Genomic DNA, 19,676 nt, shown 5'->3' with positions numbered 1-19,676 from the left:
ACTTCTTTTGCAGCCCACTCCCATGGTGTGACGGGCGGTGTGTACAAGGCCCGGGAACGTATTCACCGTGGCATTCTGATCCACGATTACTAGCGATTCCGACTTCATGGAGTCGAGTTGCAGACTCCAATCCGGACTACGACGCACTTTTTGGGATTCGCTCACTTTCGCAAGTTGGCCGCCCTCTGTATGCGCCATTGTAGCACGTGTGTAGCCCTACTCGTAAGGGCCATGATGACTTGACGTCGTCCCCACCTTCCTCCGGTTTATCACCGGCAGTCTCCCTGGAGTTCCCGACATTACTCGCTGGCAAACAAGGATAAGGGTTGCGCTCGTTGCGGGACTTAACCCAACATTTCACAACACGAGCTGACGACAGCCATGCAGCACCTGTCTCAGAGTTCCCGAAGGCACCAATCCATCTCTGGAAAGTTCTCTGGATGTCAAGAGTAGGTAAGGTTCTTCGCGTTGCATCGAATTAAACCACATGCTCCACCGCTTGTGCGGGCCCCCGTCAATTCATTTGAGTTTTAATCTTGCGACCGTACTCCCCAGGCGGTCTACTTAACGCGTTAGCTCCGAAAGCCACGGCTCAAGGCCACAACCTCCAAGTAGACATCGTTTACGGCGTGGACTACCAGGGTATCTAATCCTGTTTGCTCCCCACGCTTTCGCATCTGAGTGTCAGTATCTGTCCAGGGGGCCGCCTTCGCCACCGGTATTCCTTCAGATCTCTACGCATTTCACCGCTACACCTGAAATTCTACCCCCCTCTACAGTACTCTAGTCTGCCAGTTTCAAATGCAATTCCGAGGTTGAGCCCCGGGCTTTCACATCTGACTTAACAAACCACCTGCATGCGCTTTACGCCCAGTAATTCCGATTAACGCTCGCACCCTCCGTATTACCGCGGCTGCTGGCACGGAGTTAGCCGGTGCTTCTTCTGCAGCTAACGTCAAACGAGCACGCTATTAACGTACCCGCCTTCCTCACTGCTGAAAGTACTTTACAACCCGAAGGCCTTCTTCATACACGCGGCATGGCTGCATCAGGCTTGCGCCCATTGTGCAATATTCCCCACTGCTGCCTCCCGTAGGAGTCTGGACCGTGTCTCAGTTCCAGTGTGGCTGATCATCCTCTCAGACCAGCTAGGGATCGTCGCCTTGGTGAGCCCTTACCTCACCAACTAGCTAATCCCACCTGGGCATATCCTGACGCGAGAGGCCCGAAGGTCCCCCTCTTTGAGCCGAAGCTATTATGCGGTATTAGCCATCGTTTCCAATGGTTATCCCCCACATCAGGGCAATTTCCCAGGCATTACTCACCCGTCCGCCGCTCGACGCCGTTAACGTTCCCCGAAGGTTCAGTTAACTCGTTTCCGCTCGACTTGCATGTGTTAGGCCTGCCGCCAGCGTTCAATCTGAGCCATGATCAAACTCTTCAATTTAAGATTTTGTCGGCTCAATGAATACTGAACATTACATAAGTAATGTTTGAATTGACTGTGCTCTTATTGGTTTTCACTTTTGAAAAAGTGAAACAAAACAGCTCAAGGCTGCTTCCCAATTCGAATGGTCACTTCGTATCATTGAAACCTAAATTGATACCGAAGTATCTATTTGAATTATCATCAACGAGTGCCCACACAGATTGATAGGTCTATATTTTTAAAGAACTTCGTTTTGGGCTCTGCTCAAAACGGACGGCCATTTTATCGATATAACTTCTAGTGTCAAACACTTTTTTCGTTATTTCTTCGAAAGTTAATGCTTAACTTTCACCGTCTCTGTTGTCATTGCTTTTCAGCTCGGTATCCCGTGACAACGGAGGCGCATTATAGAGAGTTAGCTTTGAAGCACAAGAGCAAAATCAAAAAAAATCACCAACTTTAATCCGTTCGCTCAGCAAACGAACAATAAGTCTAAAAAGAAAACAAAAGAGCCCATAAATAGGGCTCTTTTTCTTGTTCAAGCAGTAGATTTACTGATGCGCAATAATCTGATCGTTGTTCACCAGCAGTTTGACCGGTTTATCCGGAATGACTTTCCCTGCCAGAATCGCTTTAGCTAATGGATTCTCCACGCTCTGCTGAATGGCTCTTTTAAGTGGTCTTGCACCATACACAGGATCAAAGCCCACTTGGGCAATCAGATCTAGCGCTTTATCAGAAACATCGAGTGAATAACCTTTCTCTTCCATTCTCTTAGATAAACGCTCCAATTGAATAGAGGCAATTGACTTGATGTGGTCCTGACCTAGTGGGTGGAAGACAACACTTTCATCAACACGATTAAGGAACTCTGGGCGGAAATGCTTGCCGACCACATCCATGACCTGCTCTTTCATCCCCTGATAATCTAGCGAACCAAAGTTTTCTTGAATTCGAGTTGAGCCCAAGTTGGAGGTCATGATAACAACGGTATTACGGAAATCGACCGTTCGACCTTGTCCATCGGTGAGGCGACCATCATCTAGCACTTGGAGCAATATATTGAAAACATCTGGGTGCGCCTTCTCTACCTCATCTAACAAGATCACTGAATATGGTTTACGACGAACGGCTTCGGTAAGATAACCGCCCTCTTCATAGCCAACATAACCTGGGGGAGCACCAACTAAACGAGCAACGGAATGTTTCTCCATAAACTCAGACATGTCGATACGCACCATTGCATCTTCGCTATCAAACATAAAGCTTGCTAACGTTTTGCATAGTTCCGTTTTACCAACGCCGGTTGGACCTAAGAATAAGAACGAGCCAATGGGTTTATTTGGATCGGATAAGCCAGCTCGGCTGCGACGAATCGCATTCGCCACCACTTCAACGGCTTCAGTTTGACCAATAACGCGTTTGTGAAGCACATCTTCCATACGCAGCAGTTTTTCTTTCTCTGCTTCAAGCATCTTAGATACCGGAATACCTGTTTGCTTCGACAGAACATCTGCGATTTCGTTATCCGTGACTTTATTACGTAACAAGGTCATCTCTTGCATTTCTGCTTGAGTCGCAAGGTCGAGCTGTTTTTCGAGTTCTGGAATACGGCCATATTGAAGCTCGGACATTCTATTGAGGTCACCCGCTCGGCGGGCAAACTCCATATCCATTCTTGCTTGCTCTAACTCAGACTTAATATGTTGAGTACCAGACAAGGCCGCTTTTTCTGCATTCCAAACTTCTTCAAGTTCGGCAAACGCGCGCTCTTTCTCGGCCAATTCATCATTTAAGATGGTTAGACGCTTTTCACTTGCGTCATCATGTTCATTGGTTAGGGCTTGCTGTTCAATCTTAAGCTGAATGATCTTGCGTTCTAACTTGTCGAGCGATTCTGGTTTAGAGTCGATCTGCATACGGATGCTCGAAGCCGCCTCATCAATAAGGTCAATCGCTTTATCCGGAAGCTGACGATCAGAGACGTAACGATGAGATAGGCTTGCAGCCGCTACAATCGCAGGGTCAGTTATCTCTACATGGTGGTGAAGCTCATAACGTTCCTTCAAACCACGTAAAATCGCTACAGTATCTTCAACGCTCGGCTCATCAACGATCACTTTTTGGAAACGGCGCTCAAGCGCAGGATCTTTCTCTATATATTGTCGATACTCGTCCAGTGTCGTCGCGCCAACACAGTGAAGCTCACCACGGGCAAGTGCAGGTTTAAGCATATTGCCTGCATCCATAGAGCCTTCGCCTTTACCCGCTCCGACCATGGTATGAATTTCGTCGATAAAGAGAATGACGTTACCCTCTTCTTTAGACAGTTCATTCAATACCGACTTAAGACGTTCTTCAAACTCGCCGCGATACTTAGCCCCCGCTACCAGTGCGCCCATATCTAAGGATAGGACCCGACGGCCACGAAGACCTTCAGGCACTTCATTATTAATAATTCGCTGAGCAAGACCTTCAACAATTGCTGTTTTACCAACACCGGGTTCACCAATGATCACCGGATTGTTTTTGGTTCGGCGCTGCAACACTTGGATAGTACGACGAATTTCGTCATCACGGCCGATAACGGGGTCAAGCTTGCCTTGTTCTGCACGCTCAGTAAGGTCGATGGTAAACTTCTCTAAAGCTTGGCGTAACTCTTCGGCGTTAGGGTCATTGATTTTTTGTCCCCCACGAACTTTATCTATTGCTTCAGCAACATTCGCTTCAGTTAGACCCAGTTCTTTCAGTAGAGCGCCTAAAGCCCCCTTATCTTCTAAGGCAGCAAGCAGGAATACTTCAGATGAGATATAAGCATCTTGACGTTTCTGTGCAACTTTATCGCACAAGTTAAACATGGTGCCCATCGCACTCGATAGCTGCACATCTCCACCGATACCACTCACTTTAGGTAATCGGTCTAGAATTTCGCTTAACTTAGAGCGTAAATGGGTAACATCAACATTAAGCATGGTCAAAAGTGGGCGAATTGGGCTGCCATTTTGATCCATCAGTGCCACCATTAGGTGCACAGGTTCGATGTATTGATGATCTCGGCCTAAAGCCAATGATTGAGCGTCAGATATAGCGATTTGGAATTTGCTAGTAAATCTGTCAAGACGCATACCTACCTTCCTACCTCAACTGAGAAAAAATTAACTAACCAGTATGAAAGATGGATACGCTAGGCGGGAATTTCAAGGGGAGAGAGTCTGTTTCCGCTATGAAAACAGACGATTAATTTTCGATCCAGATAAATGTCGCTTGGCGCCCAGTTACCCCATCGCGGCGATAGGAGTAAAAGCGCTCTGCATCTTCAAAAGTACACAGTTCGCTGTAATAAACTTGATTCACTCCTGCTCGTTGCAATCTTTGCGTAACCAGTTGATTCATATCAGCTAGCCACTTCCCTTCTTGCTTGCGTGGAGTAAATGCCGCCATCGCATTTGCTTCGATAGAAACGAAGGCGTCAACAACGTCTTTACCTACCTCGAATACTTGAGCACCGATAGCAGGTCCAATCCAAGCCATGACTTCACCATCAAACTTTTCAACCGCATTTTCAACAATGCCGCTGGCAAGCCCGCGCCATCCAGCATGAACAGCAGCAACTTGCGTTCCCTGAACATTGGTTAGCAGCACAGGCAAACAATCTGCCGTCATTGCCGAGCAAACAACATTAGTAGTGGAAGTGAAAACTCCATCAGCGTTTAGAACCTGACTAGTTGGAGCATTCACCTCTTCAACGACTGTCGAATGAGTTTGATTGAGCCAAACAGGCGCACTTGGCATGTTTGCCTGTTCGGTGAGGCATTGACGATTCTGTTCAACCTTTGCCAGTTCGTCCCCAACATGAGTACCTAAGTTTAAACCTTGATACACGCCAGTCGAAAAGCCGTCACATCGCGTCGAAGCAAAGGCTTTAATCTGTTTTGCAGCTGGCCAGTTAGGGACGATCAGATCCATAGGTTTAGTACTCGTCTTCTAAGCCATGCTCACGGGTATCTTGGCGAAGTGCTTCTGCCATTTCTACCATGTCATCTGGCACTGGTGCGTGGAACTCAACCTCTTCACCCGTGATTGGATGTTCGAACTTAAGCATAACCGCATGCAAAGCTTGGCGATCAAAAGAGCGGATGTGTTCCGCCAACTCTTGTGAAGCACCACTTGGTATACGAGCACGGCCACCGTATGCAGTGTCACCTAGAAGCGGATGCTGCAGGTAAGACATATGAACACGGATCTGGTGAGTACGTCCGGTTTCTAGGCGAAGACGAATACGAGTATGCTCGCGGAAATGTTCCGCTACTCGATAATGCGTGATCGCCGGTTTACCCATTGGGCTTACAGCCATCAAGGTCCGTTTCGTCGAGTGTCGACCAATTGGTTGTTCGACACGACCACCCGCGGTCATACGACCGATAGCAATCGCTTCATATTCACGAACGAAATTACGCTTTTTCTGAAGAGCACGAACCAAACGTGTTTGAGCAGGAACCGTCTTAGCAACCACCATTAAACCTGTGGTGTCTTTATCAAGACGGTGCACGATACCCGCACGCGGTACTTCCGCAATATCAGGGTAATGATGGAGCAATGCGTTAAGCACTGTACCATCTGGCGTGCCGGCACCCGGGTGAACCACAAAGCCACGTGGCTTATTGATCACCATGATGTCGTCATCTTCATAAACGATATCTAATGGAATATCTTGCGCTTCCCAACGCTCTTCATCTTCAAGTTCCGCTTGCAGAGTAATCTCTTCGCCGCCCATCACTTTGGTACGTGGCTTGGTGATTACCTCTCCGTTCACTTGAACTTTACCATTCAGAAGCCATTCTTTGAGGCGAGAACGTGAGAAGTCGGCGAATAATTCGGCGATAGCTTGGTCTAAACGCTGACCTAATTGGCTATCTTTTACTGTATTTGTTAATTCAATCTGCTGAGCCATATCGAACTTTTTTAAAAACTGTGAGACTAATTGTCACTACTGTGGAAAAATATACTATTTGGACATTGTATCCGTTACGCCGAAGAAAGTAACGGAAGCAACAGAAATATTTATCTCAAGGAATCGAATCCTGACATGAAAAAGCATACTTTATCTGGTTTGTTGGCATTATCCGTACTGGTAGGCTGCTCTAGCAGCGAAGAAGTTGTGCCAGATGTGCCACCATCTGAGCTTTACTCAGAAGCACAGGTTTCGCTTCAAAGTGGTAACTGGCTGACTGCAATTAGCAAACTGGAAGCGCTAGATTCTCGCTACCCATTTGGTGCTTACTCAGAGCAGGTGCAACTTGACCTTATCTACGCCTACTACAAAAACGACGATTTAGCGCTGGGCTTGGCAACAATAGAACGCTTTATGCGCCTTAATCCAACTCATGAAAAACTAGATTGGGTACTTTATATGCGCGGCCTTACTCATATGGCGCAAGATCGTAACTTTATGCATGACGTGTTTAACATGGATCGTAGCGATCGCGACCCAGAGCCAGTGAAAAAAGCATTTGCTGACTTTAAGAAGCTGCTAGAACGTTACCCTGCTAGCCCTTATGCGGAAGATGCACAAAAACGTATGTATGCACTTAAAAACCGACTAGCGAATTACGACTTGGCCACAGCTGACTTTTACCTACGCCGTGAAGCATGGATTGCCGCGATTAATCGTACTCAAGAGCTACAAAAAACTTACCCTGATACAGAAGCAGCACGTAAATCTTTAGAGATTCAGCTTGAAGCCTATCAGCAGCTAGGCTTAGAAGATGCTGTTAAGCGAACTGAGGAACTCATTGAGCTAAACCCTCAGTAACTTGCTAATTTAATAGAAGAAGCGCCTTAATAGTCTGGCGCTTTTTTTACACCTAATTTTTGCGCCCGTACCACTTTACAACTACATTTTAATCATGTTGTTTAGAGGTCCGTCATGCTGCGAGCAGTTGTTTCAATACTACTAATCTCCCTGTCAATCCAGTGCGCACAAGCTCTTTCTTTGTCGCCGTTAAAGAAACAGCCTTATTTTGGCGACCTTCCTGCGCTTGAAAAAAAAGGGGTTATCAGAGTTCTCGTCGCTGCTGATTTGGGGTTTTACTATGTTGAGGGGGGCAAACCCAAAGGAATACTTGCAGAACTTCTCTATCACTTCGAAAAAGAATTACGTCAGCGATCTTCTTACTTTAACTTACAAGTTATTCCCGTACACCGCGATGAGTTAATCCCTTCCCTTGAACAGGGCTATGGAGACTTAGTGGTCGCCAACTTAACTATTACCCAATCTAGGCTAGAAAACATCGATTTTAGTGCACCAGTTCTAAAAGGTGTTCAGGAGCTACTGGTTACCCATAACGCCATTGAGCCAATCGTGTCATTAGAGCAACTTAGTGGACAAGAAATTTGGGTTCGCGCAAGTTCCAGTTATTTCGAAAGCCTGCAAAAGCTTAACCAACAACTCGATAGCCAATCTTTACAACCCATCACTATTCGATTCGTTGAAGAAACATTGCAAGATTACGAACTGGTTGAAATGATCAATCAGGGACACATTCCCGCAACCATACTTGATAGCCACAAGGCCGAGTTGTGGCTAAAAGTGATGGAGAACATCCAAGTTCATTCAAATGTTCCTCTGCGTGAAGAAGGGCAAATAGGTTGGGCTATGCGCAAAAACAGCCCTAAACTCGAAGCCTTTGTGAATAAATATCTCAAGGATTATCGCTCAGGCACCCTGCTCGGTAATGTTATTTATGGTAAGTATCTGGGTAATACTCAATGGCTTAAACGAATCTTAAATCCGAACCACATTAATAAACTAGAATCCCTGACTCCGATCTTCGAGCTCTATTCGGATCAATATAACTTCGATTCTCTGATGATTTCTGCTCAAGGCTTTCAAGAGTCAGGGCTAGACCAAAGTAAGGTATCGCACAAAGGGGCTGTCGGTGTGATGCAAGTTTTACCGAGTACGGCGAAAGACCCTAACGTCAACATCCCAGATATTTACCAAGTCGACAACAATATCCATGCTGGTGTGAAATACATGCGATTTGTTAAAGACCGCTATTTTAGCGAACAAAACATCTTACCCGAAGACCAAGTCTACTTCGCGCTGGCGGCTTATAACGCAGGCCCCGCAAATATTCGTAAGATGCGCAGACTGGCTGAAAAGAATGGCTATGACCCCAATAAGTGGTTTCGCAATGTTGAAATCATGGCTCGAAGAAACATTGGACGAGAACCCGTCCATTATGTCTCCAATATCAACCGCTATTTCATCATCTACAAGCAACTCAACTCACTGAGACTAATAAGAGAAAATCAGGCCGCACTAAACGGAGTTGCAGAAGAGCCTTAACAAGATAGCAAGCTAACAGCAAAGAGACAGAAATGAGAGTTGAGAAGAAAATGGAATTTAATTCACATTTTGCAGGCGGTTAATTCGCAATCAAGTGTTTTTATTAGGTCGCAGAAAGTCCCTAAAAAACAGTTGAATTTTAGCGTGTTACCCTTCCCAATCTAATGAGATTCTCCAGTGATACAAGCTTTTTCGACTCATAATCAACCTAGTATTTGAGATAGATCACGTTTAATTTCAACGCCTAAAACCACCCATCAAAAAGTGATTTGGATCACATCTTTTTACCCTTGGATAAGTAATCTGGAGTTAACCCATGAGGGATGACACAGAGGAAAACATCTATGAAAGTAAACATCACTGGTAAAAATATCGACATCACCTCTGCAATCCGCAATCACATTGAGAGCAAATTTAAAAAGTTAGAAAAGTGGCAAGTAGACATTATCGGTTGTCAGGCAAGCTTCAGCGAGGAGCCGAACAAACAGAAGAAATTTGAAGCTGTAATCACCGTACCTAAAGGGCAACTTATTGCGTCCGCCACTCACGAAGATTTATACGCTGCCGTTAACGAGGTAGAACAGAAACTAGAACGTCAGCTAAACAAACTACGCCACAAGCCAGAAGCACGCCGTACTGAGAAGCCAGAGCTTGAGGAAGAAGTTGAATAAAGCTAAATTTAGAGGATTGTAAAAATAGCGCCGATGGGCGCTATTTTTTTGCTTGACGCCCTATAGCGTGTTGCTTATTGTGTTCAAGGGTTCACTACTTAGTTGATGATTATGCACCAAACCACTCTGTTCTTTTTTGACTTCTTTTTTCTCCACTAAGCTTGGAGGCTCTCGCGTTTTCGAAAGATAAGTCAAAAACGAACAGAAAGCCTCCCAAAGGGAGGCTTTTTTTATAAGGAATACCAGGATGACTGACCAAAAATACTCACTTGATGAAATACGACTGCGTTTAAACGAACTGGATGACCAACTACTCCAGCTCCTGTCTGAGCGTCGCCAAATGAGTATTGAAGTAGCAAAAAGCAAAGTACAAACCTCAAAACCTGTTCGCGATGCCGATCGAGAACAGCAACTTTTGGTTAAGCTAATCAATAATGGTCACCAAAAATACCAGCTTGATGCCCAGTACATCACCAAGCTTTTCCATACCATTATTGAAGACTCAGTCCTCCTTCAACAGTCATACCTACAAAATCTGGCGAATCCTGAGTTGAGCCGCAAGCCACTCGCTCGCGTCGCTTTCCTTGGCTCAAAAGGCTCATACTCGCACCTTGCAAGCCGAGAGTACTTCAGCCGCAAGAACACTGAACTAATTGAACTGAACTGCGAACACTTCAGAGAAGTCACACACACTGTGGAGTCAGGCCATGCGGACTATGGCGTGTTACCGATTGAAAATACCAGCTCAGGCTCGATCAATGAGGTGTATGACCTTCTACAACACACCACGCTTTACATCGTCGGTGAACTAACTTTGCCAATTGAACACTGCTTGGTTGCCACATCAGAGCTACGTTTAGAAGAGATAAAAACACTTTACTCACACCCACAACCCCACGCTCAATGCAGTGAGTTCTTAAGCAAGCTAGACGGTGTTAAGCTGGAGTCTTGCGCGAGTACCGCAGATGCGATGCGTAAAGTTAAAGAGATGAATCGCTCAGATGTCGCTGCGATCGGTAATGCGTCAAGTGGAAAACTGTATGGCTTGCAGCCGATTCAAGGCAACATCGCCAATCAGACAGAAAACCATACGCGCTTTATTATCGTCGCACGTAAGCCTGTCGAGGTATCAGCTCAAATTCCAGCAAAAACAACCTTGATCATGTCGACGTCACAAGAGGCAGGTTCACTGGTCGAAACACTATTGGTTCTGCAGCGCTACGGCATCAACATGACCAAACTGGAGTCACGTCCTATTATGGGTAATCCTTGGGAAGAGATGTTTTATGTCGATCTTGAAGCTCACCTAGACTCTCAAGCTATGCAACAAGCACTTAACGAGCTAACTAAGATCACAAAACATCTGAAAGTTCTTGGATGTTACCCAAGCGAAAATGTGAAACCTACACAAGTAAAACTACAATAAATATATCTACATAGCTCAAATAAATACCACTTAGTAGCTGACACAATTTATTAATATTCTTAATATCACAGATATTTAGTTGCATATTAGTGTTGTGTCAGCCCTTACCAACTGACTCTGATAAGCAGTACATTTCTGATTTATCTAATAAGGTACCACCTAGTCAGTATGAGAGCTTCGTTCTTATCTTTACTCGCCCTTTTAAACTCCTCTGTTTTTGCAAAAGAACCCGCTCTGAATGTCTACATGTGGGAAGACACTCTCTCACCAAATATCCATTCAGACTGGGAGCAAAAGTCTGGTGCACCGCTAACCTTATCTCACTTTGACAATGATGATGAGCGCAGCTTACTGATGATGAGAAGCGTCCAGCTGCCTTTTGATGTCGTTGTTTTAGATAATGTTTCAGCGCAAATATACGGCCGTCTAGGATCGTTTGAAGACTTATCAAACCTTAAGAACCGCTCCAATAACGACCCTAAATGGAACCAGGCGTGCGGTCCTTATGCGGTCCCTTATTTTTGGGGAACAGTCGGTGTCGCTTACCGCAAAGACAAAATCGTACAGCCGCCCACAACATGGCAAGAATTTGTTAATCCACCCGCAGAGCTGTTTGGCAAGATTGGAATGATTAATGACAGTGTAGAAAGTTTTTTGCCTGTCTTGTACAGCTTAGGAATTTCGCCTACGACGGAAGACACTCAGCAGCTACAAGCGGCATACCCTGCCATGATGACATTTAGCGAAAAAGTTCTCACGTACGAATACATTTTGAGCTACGTTCGTAGCCAAGAAAATATCAATCAAATGCTAATGACTCTCGCCTATAGCGGTGACCAGTACTCTTTAAACCGCTCTTTTAAGCAAGATAAATGGGATTATGTCATTCCTGACGGAGAACTATTCCTTTGGGTAGATTGTTTAGCAGTAACCAGTCATTCAGAACAAAAACAACAGGCTATCGCCTTTCTTGAATACCTCATGTCTCCCAAAGTGGCTGCAACAAATGCAATGGATATCAAAGCCGCTACTCCGAATTTAAGTGCTACGAAACTACTGCCCGAATGGTACTTAAATGATGCATCATTATTTCCACCAGCAGAAAGACTAAAAAACGCACGTATAGATAGCGAGCTCTCTGCAGAAAATATAAGCCTACGGGCAAAAATAATTAACCAAATACTTAAACGTCATGAAGCTAAACACTAGAGTTTTATTACTCGTTGCGCCTGTCATTTTGTTGAGTGCTGCTGTCTCTAGCTATAGCATCTACTTCAATCAAAAAGACGCATTAATAAAGCGCGAGCAAAGTTATCTTCAACTCTCAATGGAAAAGCTAGCAGGTCACTTTCGTCAATCTATGGCGTTGATCAACAGCTACTCTCTGACCCTAACCAAAAGTGACATTATTCATCACTATTTTGGGCAACCAGAGAATCCTTATCGAGAGATGAAACTGATTGAAAACCTGCAAACCACCATCGAAAACCTGCAACCGAATAAACAGGATGATATCGCCGTTGCAATTGTCGATAGCCAACACAGAGTTCGCTTTTACGCCGATAACCAAAACGACCCTTTTTCCGCGTTAGATGAGAATGTACGCCAATACGTGCAACAAACCTATGAAACAACCGGACAAACAAGCCATACGGGGTTTGCAAAAAGCTATCAAGGACAAAGTATCTTGATCCGCTATGATGTGTTGGACAACAACACGCTCGTATCGCCACTTAGCTACAACAAGGATCAAGTGTTCTTCATCGTTGTATCGCTGTCACTAGAGAAGTTCGATCAACTCAAGCATATCCTTGAGTTTGACAACGACAGCAGCATCTTTTTCTCTGAAGAGCCGATCATCAAATCAGGGCTTACCCAATCGGTCGAACTAAAATCGGGCCTTTATGCCGTGTTAGACCCTGCGCAATATCTTACTACGGAGAAACTTGCCAAGATTGAACAGCGCTTGATGCTCTCGTTTGGCGTTTCGTCATTGATTACGGTATTAATTCTTTTGGTATTGCTTTATCGCCATGTCATCCAACCCATAACCCACCTTGATCGTCAGTTAAGAGAAGTCGAGCAACGTAAGCGATCGAATATTGAACGCTTAGAGAGTGACAATGAAATAGGACGCTTGTCTGCACGTTTCTACGATATGTACAAAGAGCTCAACTCCAGCTATCAAAAAACCAAAGCGATGGCAGAAAATGATCATCTCACCCAACTGGCAAACCGCTATCAATTTCAAGTCTATGTGGAACGAATCTTGGCTAACAAGTTTAACTACAGCCACGCTTGGATTCTTTACATCGACCTAGATAACTTTAAGTACGTGAATGATAAATATGGTCATCACGTCGGTGACTCCTTACTCGTCAACTTCGCAGAACACATCAAAAAACTCAGTTTAGAGAGCGAGAAAAAATATGGCATTAAATCACTCGCATCACGATTATCTGGAGATGAGTTCGCAATCTTTATTGCCGCCAATAAAGCGGGTACCTTTGCTGACACATTAGCTCAAGCTGTGTTAGATCCTATTCAAAATCATACCAACGCATCTATTGGGAGTTTCCCAATTACCGCCAGTATTGGGATTGCCTCTTACCCTGACGATGGAATGGATTTAGCCAAGTTACTCTCTCACGCAGATACCGCTATGTATCAAGCTAAACGCGCGGGTAAAAATCAAATTGCTCACTATTCAAAAGAGTTGGATGAAATTGTGCGTCGGCGAACACAGGTTGAGCGGGCATTGCGTAAAGGCGATCTAGAGAACGAATTCACTCTGCTCTATCAACCTTACTACGACCGCGATGGCAAGGTTATCAAAGGCGTCGAAGCACTATTACGTTGGAATTCACCGAAACTCGGTAACGTCACCCCAAGTGAGTTTATCCCTATTTCGGAGCAAATTGGTCTGTTTGGCACGATTGACCGCTGGGTAATCAAACAAGCTTTTATCGACTTCCAACGTTTGCAGAGCTGCTTTGAGAGCCCTGTTCAGCTATCGATCAACTTATCATCGGCGGAACTAGACTCTTTACAGCTTGCGGCTGATATTCAAACCCTAATGGAGCAATATCCGGTCCAGCCACACTTGATAGACTTTGAGATCACAGAAACTTTCGCTTCAGATTCACAAAGCTACCTACTCCTTCATGAATTGGCGCAGATGGGATTCAAGTTAACCATTGATGATTTTGGCTCAGGTTATACCTCTATAACCCAGTTAGTTGAATACCCTGTGCAGAAGATTAAGTTTGATCGTGAGTTCTTAGAAACTCTAATAAAAACCAATAATCATCAGGTGGTAAAACCTTTAGTTGACCTTTGTCACTCTCAATCTATGATGGTGACCGCGGAAGGGATCGAGTCAGAAGAAATGCATCGTTGGTTAGCGGATAACAAATGCGATTATATGCAGGGTTACCATCTATCCCCACCACTATCACTTTCGCAGTTAAGTTTTGTCCATATAGACCCGAAAGGAAACCTTAATGTCGGTGAAGACAGTTATTGTAGCTTCGCTTAATCCCGCCAAAATTAATGCGGTAAAAAGTGCATTTGAAGCCACATTTCCCCAGCAAGCATTCAATTTTTCTGGCGTAAGCGTCGACAGTGGCGTCGCGGATCAGCCGATGTCTAATCAAGAAACGCATACTGGCGCACTCAACCGTGTCGTGAATGCAAAATCTGAATGCGCCGATGCGGATTACTATGTTGGGTTAGAAGCAGGTATCGAAGGTTCAGTTACTTTTGCTTGGATGGTGGTTGAATCGCAAACCCAGCGCGGCGAGTCCCGTTCAGCCAGTTTAATGTTGCCACCGGTTGTTATTGAGAAGCTTCAACACGCCAATGAACTTGGTGACGTCATGGATGAAGTCTTCGGTACAGAGAATATCAAACAGAAAGGGGGCGCAATAAGCTTGCTCACGCACGATTTGCTCACCCGCAGCTCGGTCTATCATCAAGCGTTAATACTGGCCTTGATTCCATTTGCTAACCCAGAGCATTTCCCTGCCAATTTGTAAAAAAATAAGGATGCCGAGGCATCCTTATTTGTTTTCGAGTAGAGCGGCAATTTGCTGCTTTTCGTCTTCACTTTTTGATTTTAGCTCGTTAGAACCCCGGGTAATAGTCGCAATACCCACGCCGAGCATCTGGCTGATCTGCCGTTGCGACATTTCCCCTTTGAGCAACTCCCGAAAAATATTGACGCGCGCAACAAGAGCTTCACGCTCATCTGGTGTCAATAACATGGTCAACAACATCTGATGTTGCTGTGACTCTGTGCTATGTTCAATCAGATCTAGTATCTGTTGCCACTCTTTATATTCAGGTTCTAAAGACATCTGCTGGTGCTCGCTAATATTTCGCGTTCAGCTCATGCGGGTTTAAGAAAGCACCATCAACACCTAACACCTCCCGGTAGTAGGTCTCAAACATCAGGATATTTTGCACATATCCACGAGTTTCTTTAAACGGAATTGCTTCAATAAACGCATAAGCATCTAGTTTTCCTTGCGTTCTTTCACGCCAAGTTTTCACTCGATGAGGCCCTGCATTATACGCAGCTAACGCGAAAATTCGATTGTTATCGTAGCGTTTAAGTAAGCCATCCAAGTAGTGGCTACCTATCTCTATGTTCTTACCCACTTGGTAAAGGTCTTTATAACCCTGATAATCAATCTTGTACTTTTTGGCGGTGTACTTAGCGGTCGAGGGCATAATTTGCATGATGCCGCGCGCACCAACAGGCGACCTTGCTTCAATGTCTAACGCGCTTTCCTGTCTTGCCAGAGACATCAGAGTAATTGGGTCGATGCTGTGCTTGTCACCATAGAAGTTAAACCACCAACGATGCGCAACCGGGAAACGAATCTCAAGGTTATCCCACATCTTTGCTTGAATGCTCGCGGTCACCGTCAGATGATGCCAGCCTTTAAATGAAGCGAATGCCGCTAGCATCTCTTTTTGAGATTTATCTGCACGCGCCAGTAGCCAGCGCCACTCACTTTTAGCAGCGGCAATCTTATCGCGATCAATCAACTCTTCAATTCGAATCAGTTCACTGCGGTAAGGCCTTATCTGCTGTTGGTCGAGCGCTATCACTGACGTAGGGTACTCAATCGAACGCTTAAGCTCTTTCGCCGCTGCAACGCTATAAAAATTACGCTGACCAACCAAAGCCTCTAAGCGTTGCTGACCATTCTGCTTCTCACCCTGCGCCATTTCACTGCGCGCAAGCCAGTATTGCCAACGTAGACTCTGCTGTTTATCTTGTGGTAACTGCTCGATCCAACCTTCAACGCCTTGCCAGTCAGCAAACTGAATCGCGAGACGCACACGACGTTCAATCAGAGGCACACTTGAAGAGGTCGTAATTTTCCTGTCTCGCCACTTAGCCAACGACTCTGAATCTGTATTAATCAAACGAAACGAAACATAATCAGCAAGATGCTGCGCTGTGGCTTTGTCGAAGTGCTGGCCCTTAACCACCCCATCGAACTGTTTCTGCGCCATTTCGACATCTTTGCGTGCCAACTTCTTAAATGCGAGCTTGGTTTGGGTTTGGTAAAACTCAGTGACTTTATGTTTCTTGGCAAACGCCTGAACCGATTCTGGCTTACTAAACAGCGCTTTCATTTCATCGGCTTGTCGTTTTGCACTCGACGAATTGAGCTGCTTTTTCAGATAGTTCATCAAGCTACCATTACGAGCTTCAAAAGCTAGCAGCATACGCTCAAGAACTAACTGATCGGTTTTGAGGCCAGCCTTATTCCAAGCGTCAAAAAGCTGGTCACAAGCATCTGCGATGCTATGTCCTGATAGCCAGAGTTTTTCAGCCCCGGCAAAAGCCACTTGCTTATCCCCAGCCTGCGCATGAGCGTTGTAGAAGTAACATTGATATGTTTCGCCTCTTGGCTCTTCAGTTTGAAACTCCAGCAGCGTGCGCCATTTTCCTTTCCTTGCCAAAGCGTCTATGTAGGGAGCCCGCATTCGATTGGAAAAAGGGAAAGATTGATGAGTGGCAATAAACTGATCCACTTCACTAGGCGTTTTATCGCCAATATCAACTAAGAAACTACGATAGTCGACGTAAGGCGTGAGAGGATAATTCGCTATCTGGGGGCGCAGTTTTTTGTACTGAGAAACCTGTTTGTCATCAAGCAATGACTGGGCTTGATCGTATAAGTCTCGCTGTTGTTGAAGATCAGAAGCCACTGCTGAAGTAGCAAAGCTTGCGCTGCAAACCATCGAAGATACAAATAAAATCGATGAAGGAAGACGATGCAGCGACTTGAGAAAAGTCAGCGTCATAAGAGTCTCATCCTGAGATTAGAAATCTTTGGTGTTCCTTATTTATGCTTATTGTAATCAGCGCTGTAAAGGGCGTAGATGTAAATAATAATAAATTCACACAACTGTGACATTCAGCTTGCTTTGGGCAAACTGTTGATTAGTAATTAATCAGCAAAGTATCTCTATTTAAGAGACTCACTTTCTCTGGTAACAAACTGAGCTCGGTTAGTATAAAATAACCTTTTACGTGAATTGACTATTTAGGAACGATCGGCAATGGCTGAATACGTATATACCATGTCGCGAGTGAGCAAAATTGTGCCACCAAAGCGACAAATTCTTAAAGACATCTCTCTAAGCTTCTTCCCTGGCGCAAAAATCGGTGTTTTGGGTCTAAACGGTGCAGGTAAATCCACCCTACTACGCATCATGGCTGGCATTGATACCGATATTGATGGTGAAGCGCGTCCACAACCAGGTCTTAATGTGGGTTACCTACCACAGGAACCGGTACTGGACGAATCGAAAACGGTACGTGAAATCGTTGAAGAAGCCGTATCCGATGTGGCAGGTGCAATGAAGCGTCTTGACGAAGTATACGCAGCTTACGCAGAACCAGATGCTGACTTCGATGCGCTAGCAAAAGAGCAAGGTGAGCTTGAAGCGCTAATCCAAGCGAAAGAAGGTCACAACTTAGAGAATGCTCTAGAGCGTGCCGCTGATGCACTTCGCCTTCCAGAATGGGATCAGAAAATTGAGCACCTATCTGGTGGTGAGCGTCGCCGTGTTGCAATCTGTCGTCTACTTCTTTCAAAGCCAGACATGCTGCTTCTCGACGAACCAACCAACCACTTGGACGCAGAATCGGTTGCATGGCTAGAGCGTTTCCTTGTGGACTACACTGGTACTGTTGTGGCAATCACTCACGACCGTTACTTCCTAGATAATGCGGCTGGCTGGATTCTTGAACTTGACCGTGGTGAAGGTATTCCATGGCAAGGTAACTACACTTCTTGGCTAGAGCAGAAAGATGCTCGTCTTCAACAAGAAGCCTCTCAAGAGAAAGCGCGTCAGAAAACGATTGAGAAAGAACTTGAGTGGGTTCGTCAAAACCCTAAAGGTCGTCAGTCTAAATCTAAAGCACGTATGGCTCGCTTTGAAGAACTGCAAAGCGGTGATCGTCAGAAGCGTAACGAAACCAACGAACTCTTCATCCCGCCGGGTGAGCGTCTAGGTGATAAGGTTATCGAAGTAAATAACCTAACTAAGTCTTTTGACGGCCGCGTTCTGATTGATGATCTATCATTTAGCATGCCTAAAGGTGCAATCGTGGGTATCATCGGTGCTAACGGTGCAGGTAAATCAACTCTGTTTAAGATGCTAAGCGGTACTGAGCAACCTGACACAGGTACAATTGAGATGGGTGACACGGTTAAACTAGCATCTGTCGACCAGTTCCGTGACTCTATGGATGATTCGAAAACCGTTTACCAAGAGATTTCTGAAGGCGCTGACATCATCAAGATCAACAACTTCGAAATTCCTGCTCGTGCCTACTGCTCACGCTTTAACTTCAAAGGTTCAGATCAGCAGAAGATCATTGGTGAGCTTTCTGGTGGTGAGCGTAACCGTGTACACCTTGCTAAGCTTCTCAAAGCTGGCGGTAACGTACTACTACTCGACGAACCAACCAACGACCTTGATGTTGAAACGCTACGTGCACTAGAAGAAGCACTACTGGAGTTCCCTGGCTGTGCCATGGTTATCTCGCACGACCGTTGGTTCCTAGACCGTATCGCTACGCACATCATCGACTACCGCGATGAAGGTCAGGTTAACTTCTACGAAGGTAACTATACTGAATACATGGAGTGGCTGAAGAAGACCCTTGGTCCTGAAGCAGCGGAACCGCATCGCATCAAGTACAAACGTATTGCTAAGTAAATACGCTTGAAATTTGTGCAAAGGCCGCTAATATTAGCGGCCTTTATTATATAGCTCACAATACGGATAACTTTCGGTATTGATTAAAGCGAAGAATGCGAACAACCGCGCATAGTAGCCACTTTAGTTTTGTTACTCTTACGAGTTGAAATATAGAGAGAAGATTATGATCGAACGTCGTCGTTTTTCGCGCATTGTTTATCAAACTCAAGCTACACTAACTCAAGAATCCACTGTGGTTAACGCCTTAGTGTGTGACTTGTCGCTACATGGACTTCTAGCCACCAGCGAACAATCAGACCAGCTCGACACAGATAAACAAGTAGATGTTGAATTTTCGCTTGCAGGAAGTGATGTCACGATCCAACTTGTAGGAAATATCGTTGGGCTTAATAACAATGTGATTCGTGTCAGCATTGATCATATTGATATTGAGAGTATCGGACATTTGAAGCGATTAGTTGAATTAAATGTAGGTGATGATGACCTGTTACATAGGGATATCGAGCACCTCTCTGATTTAGGTGAATACACCTAATCTAGCTA

At 45.1% G+C, this 19,676-nt stretch carries 14 protein-coding genes, 1 rRNA gene and 1 other annotated feature; of the genes, 9 read left to right on the top strand and 6 right to left on the bottom strand.

Going from position 1 to position 19,676, the window contains the following annotated elements; translation table 11 throughout:
- From AC6R16_RS20915 to rluD, 4 genes are all read right to left on the bottom strand, one after another.
- Positions 1-1,447: ribosomal RNA gene (locus AC6R16_RS20915) — 16S ribosomal RNA — on the bottom strand; the annotation flags it as partial.
- Positions 1,448-1,980: 533 nt separating this feature from the next.
- Positions 1,981-4,554, bottom strand: coding sequence for an ATP-dependent chaperone ClpB (gene clpB / locus AC6R16_RS20910; protein ID WP_500675605.1), 2,574 nt, complete (start codon positions 4,552-4,554; stop codon positions 1,981-1,983).
- A 112-nt stretch (positions 4,555-4,666) separates the two neighbouring features.
- Complete coding sequence (pgeF, locus tag AC6R16_RS20905) at positions 4,667-5,395, bottom strand: peptidoglycan editing factor PgeF (RefSeq protein ID WP_500675604.1); 729 nt, start codon at positions 5,393-5,395, stop codon at positions 4,667-4,669.
- A 4-nt stretch (positions 5,396-5,399) separates the two neighbouring features.
- Positions 5,400-6,380 carry a 23S rRNA pseudouridine(1911/1915/1917) synthase RluD gene (rluD, locus tag AC6R16_RS20900; RefSeq protein WP_004742794.1) on the bottom strand — a complete coding sequence of 327 codons (981 nt, stop codon included), beginning with the start codon at positions 6,378-6,380 and terminating at the stop codon, positions 5,400-5,402.
- A 135-nt stretch (positions 6,381-6,515) separates the two neighbouring features.
- On the opposite strand from rluD, the gene AC6R16_RS20895 reads away from it, so the two are divergent.
- The 7 genes from AC6R16_RS20895 (at position 6,516) to yjjX (ending at position 14,914) form a co-directional block, all read left to right on the top strand.
- Positions 6,516-7,241, top strand: coding sequence for an outer membrane protein assembly factor BamD (locus tag AC6R16_RS20895; protein WP_004742793.1), 726 nt, complete (start codon positions 6,516-6,518; stop codon positions 7,239-7,241).
- A 114-nt stretch (positions 7,242-7,355) separates the two neighbouring features.
- Entirely contained in the window at positions 7,356-8,780 is a 1,425-nt protein-coding gene (locus tag AC6R16_RS20890) for an MltF family protein (RefSeq protein WP_500675603.1), read from the top strand.
- Positions 8,781-9,124: 344 nt separating this feature from the next.
- Entirely contained in the window at positions 9,125-9,451 is a 327-nt protein-coding gene (gene hpf / locus AC6R16_RS20885) for a ribosome hibernation-promoting factor, HPF/YfiA family (RefSeq protein WP_069667500.1), read from the top strand.
- Positions 9,452-9,564: 113 nt separating this feature from the next.
- Positions 9,565-9,685 (top strand) — a sequence feature (Phe leader region).
- A gap of 13 nt (positions 9,686-9,698) precedes the next feature.
- A complete protein-coding gene (gene pheA, locus AC6R16_RS20880) occupies positions 9,699-10,877 on the top strand; it encodes a prephenate dehydratase (protein WP_004742790.1) in 1,179 nt (392 codons plus the stop codon).
- A gap of 168 nt (positions 10,878-11,045) precedes the next feature.
- Positions 11,046-12,086: a polyamine ABC transporter substrate-binding protein gene (locus AC6R16_RS20875; RefSeq protein WP_239850597.1), complete on the top strand. Its 1,041-nt coding sequence runs from the start codon at positions 11,046-11,048 to the stop codon at positions 12,084-12,086.
- Complete coding sequence (locus AC6R16_RS20870; RefSeq protein WP_500675602.1) at positions 12,070-14,415, top strand: putative bifunctional diguanylate cyclase/phosphodiesterase; 2,346 nt, start codon at positions 12,070-12,072, stop codon at positions 14,413-14,415. The genes AC6R16_RS20875 and AC6R16_RS20870 overlap by 17 nt, the downstream gene beginning before the upstream one ends.
- On the top strand, positions 14,381-14,914 hold the full coding sequence (yjjX, locus tag AC6R16_RS20865) for an inosine/xanthosine triphosphatase (RefSeq protein ID WP_500675601.1): 534 nt from the start codon (positions 14,381-14,383) through the stop codon (positions 14,912-14,914). The genes AC6R16_RS20870 and yjjX overlap by 35 nt, the downstream gene beginning before the upstream one ends.
- A 24-nt stretch (positions 14,915-14,938) precedes the next feature.
- Here the strand turns inward: yjjX and trpR are convergent, their stop codons facing one another.
- Both trpR and sltY read right to left on the bottom strand, forming a co-directional pair.
- Positions 14,939-15,235 carry a trp operon repressor gene (gene trpR / locus AC6R16_RS20860; protein WP_004749076.1) on the bottom strand — a complete coding sequence of 99 codons (297 nt, stop codon included), beginning with the start codon at positions 15,233-15,235 and terminating at the stop codon, positions 14,939-14,941.
- Between the two features lie 13 nt (positions 15,236-15,248).
- The gene (sltY, locus tag AC6R16_RS20855) at positions 15,249-17,204 is read right to left on the bottom strand and encodes a murein transglycosylase (protein WP_500675600.1); all 1,956 of its coding nucleotides are present in this window, start codon (positions 17,202-17,204) and stop codon (positions 15,249-15,251) included.
- Between the two features lie 258 nt (positions 17,205-17,462).
- Between sltY and ettA the strand changes: the two genes are divergently transcribed.
- Both ettA and AC6R16_RS20845 read left to right on the top strand, forming a co-directional pair.
- Positions 17,463-19,130 carry an energy-dependent translational throttle protein EttA gene (ettA, locus tag AC6R16_RS20850; protein WP_239850603.1) on the top strand — a complete coding sequence of 556 codons (1,668 nt, stop codon included), beginning with the start codon at positions 17,463-17,465 and terminating at the stop codon, positions 19,128-19,130.
- Positions 19,131-19,296: 166 nt separating this feature from the next.
- On the top strand, positions 19,297-19,668 hold the full coding sequence (locus tag AC6R16_RS20845) for a PilZ domain-containing protein (protein ID WP_500675599.1): 372 nt from the start codon (positions 19,297-19,299) through the stop codon (positions 19,666-19,668).
- Positions 19,669-19,676: the final 8 nt, after the last annotated feature.

It is taken from the genome of Vibrio sp. R10-SG3-ISO10, assembly GCF_059834185.1.
Note: the sequence above shows the minus strand (reverse complement) of the source record. Positions and strands in the feature narration are given on the sequence as shown.

Coding starts and splice junctions, on each gene's coding strand:
- AC6R16_RS20845 (WP_500675599.1), top strand. CDS start 19,297: ATGATCGAACGTCGTCGTTTTTCGCGCATTGTTTATCAAACTCAAGCT.
- yjjX (WP_500675601.1), top strand. CDS start 14,381: ATGTCGGTGAAGACAGTTATTGTAGCTTCGCTTAATCCCGCCAAAATT.
- hpf (WP_069667500.1), top strand. CDS start 9,125: ATGAAAGTAAACATCACTGGTAAAAATATCGACATCACCTCTGCAATC.
- pgeF (WP_500675604.1), bottom strand. CDS start 5,395: ATGGATCTGATCGTCCCTAACTGGCCAGCTGCAAAACAGATTAAAGCC.
- ettA (WP_239850603.1), top strand. CDS start 17,463: ATGGCTGAATACGTATATACCATGTCGCGAGTGAGCAAAATTGTGCCA.
- rluD (WP_004742794.1), bottom strand. CDS start 6,380: ATGGCTCAGCAGATTGAATTAACAAATACAGTAAAAGATAGCCAATTA.
- AC6R16_RS20870 (WP_500675602.1), top strand. CDS start 12,070: ATGAAGCTAAACACTAGAGTTTTATTACTCGTTGCGCCTGTCATTTTG.
- sltY (WP_500675600.1), bottom strand. CDS start 17,204: ATGACGCTGACTTTTCTCAAGTCGCTGCATCGTCTTCCTTCATCGATT.
- AC6R16_RS20875 (WP_239850597.1), top strand. CDS start 11,046: ATGAGAGCTTCGTTCTTATCTTTACTCGCCCTTTTAAACTCCTCTGTT.
- AC6R16_RS20895 (WP_004742793.1), top strand. CDS start 6,516: ATGAAAAAGCATACTTTATCTGGTTTGTTGGCATTATCCGTACTGGTA.
- trpR (WP_004749076.1), bottom strand. CDS start 15,235: ATGTCTTTAGAACCTGAATATAAAGAGTGGCAACAGATACTAGATCTG.
- clpB (WP_500675605.1), bottom strand. CDS start 4,554: ATGCGTCTTGACAGATTTACTAGCAAATTCCAAATCGCTATATCTGAC.
- pheA (WP_004742790.1), top strand. CDS start 9,699: ATGACTGACCAAAAATACTCACTTGATGAAATACGACTGCGTTTAAAC.
- AC6R16_RS20890 (WP_500675603.1), top strand. CDS start 7,356: ATGCTGCGAGCAGTTGTTTCAATACTACTAATCTCCCTGTCAATCCAG.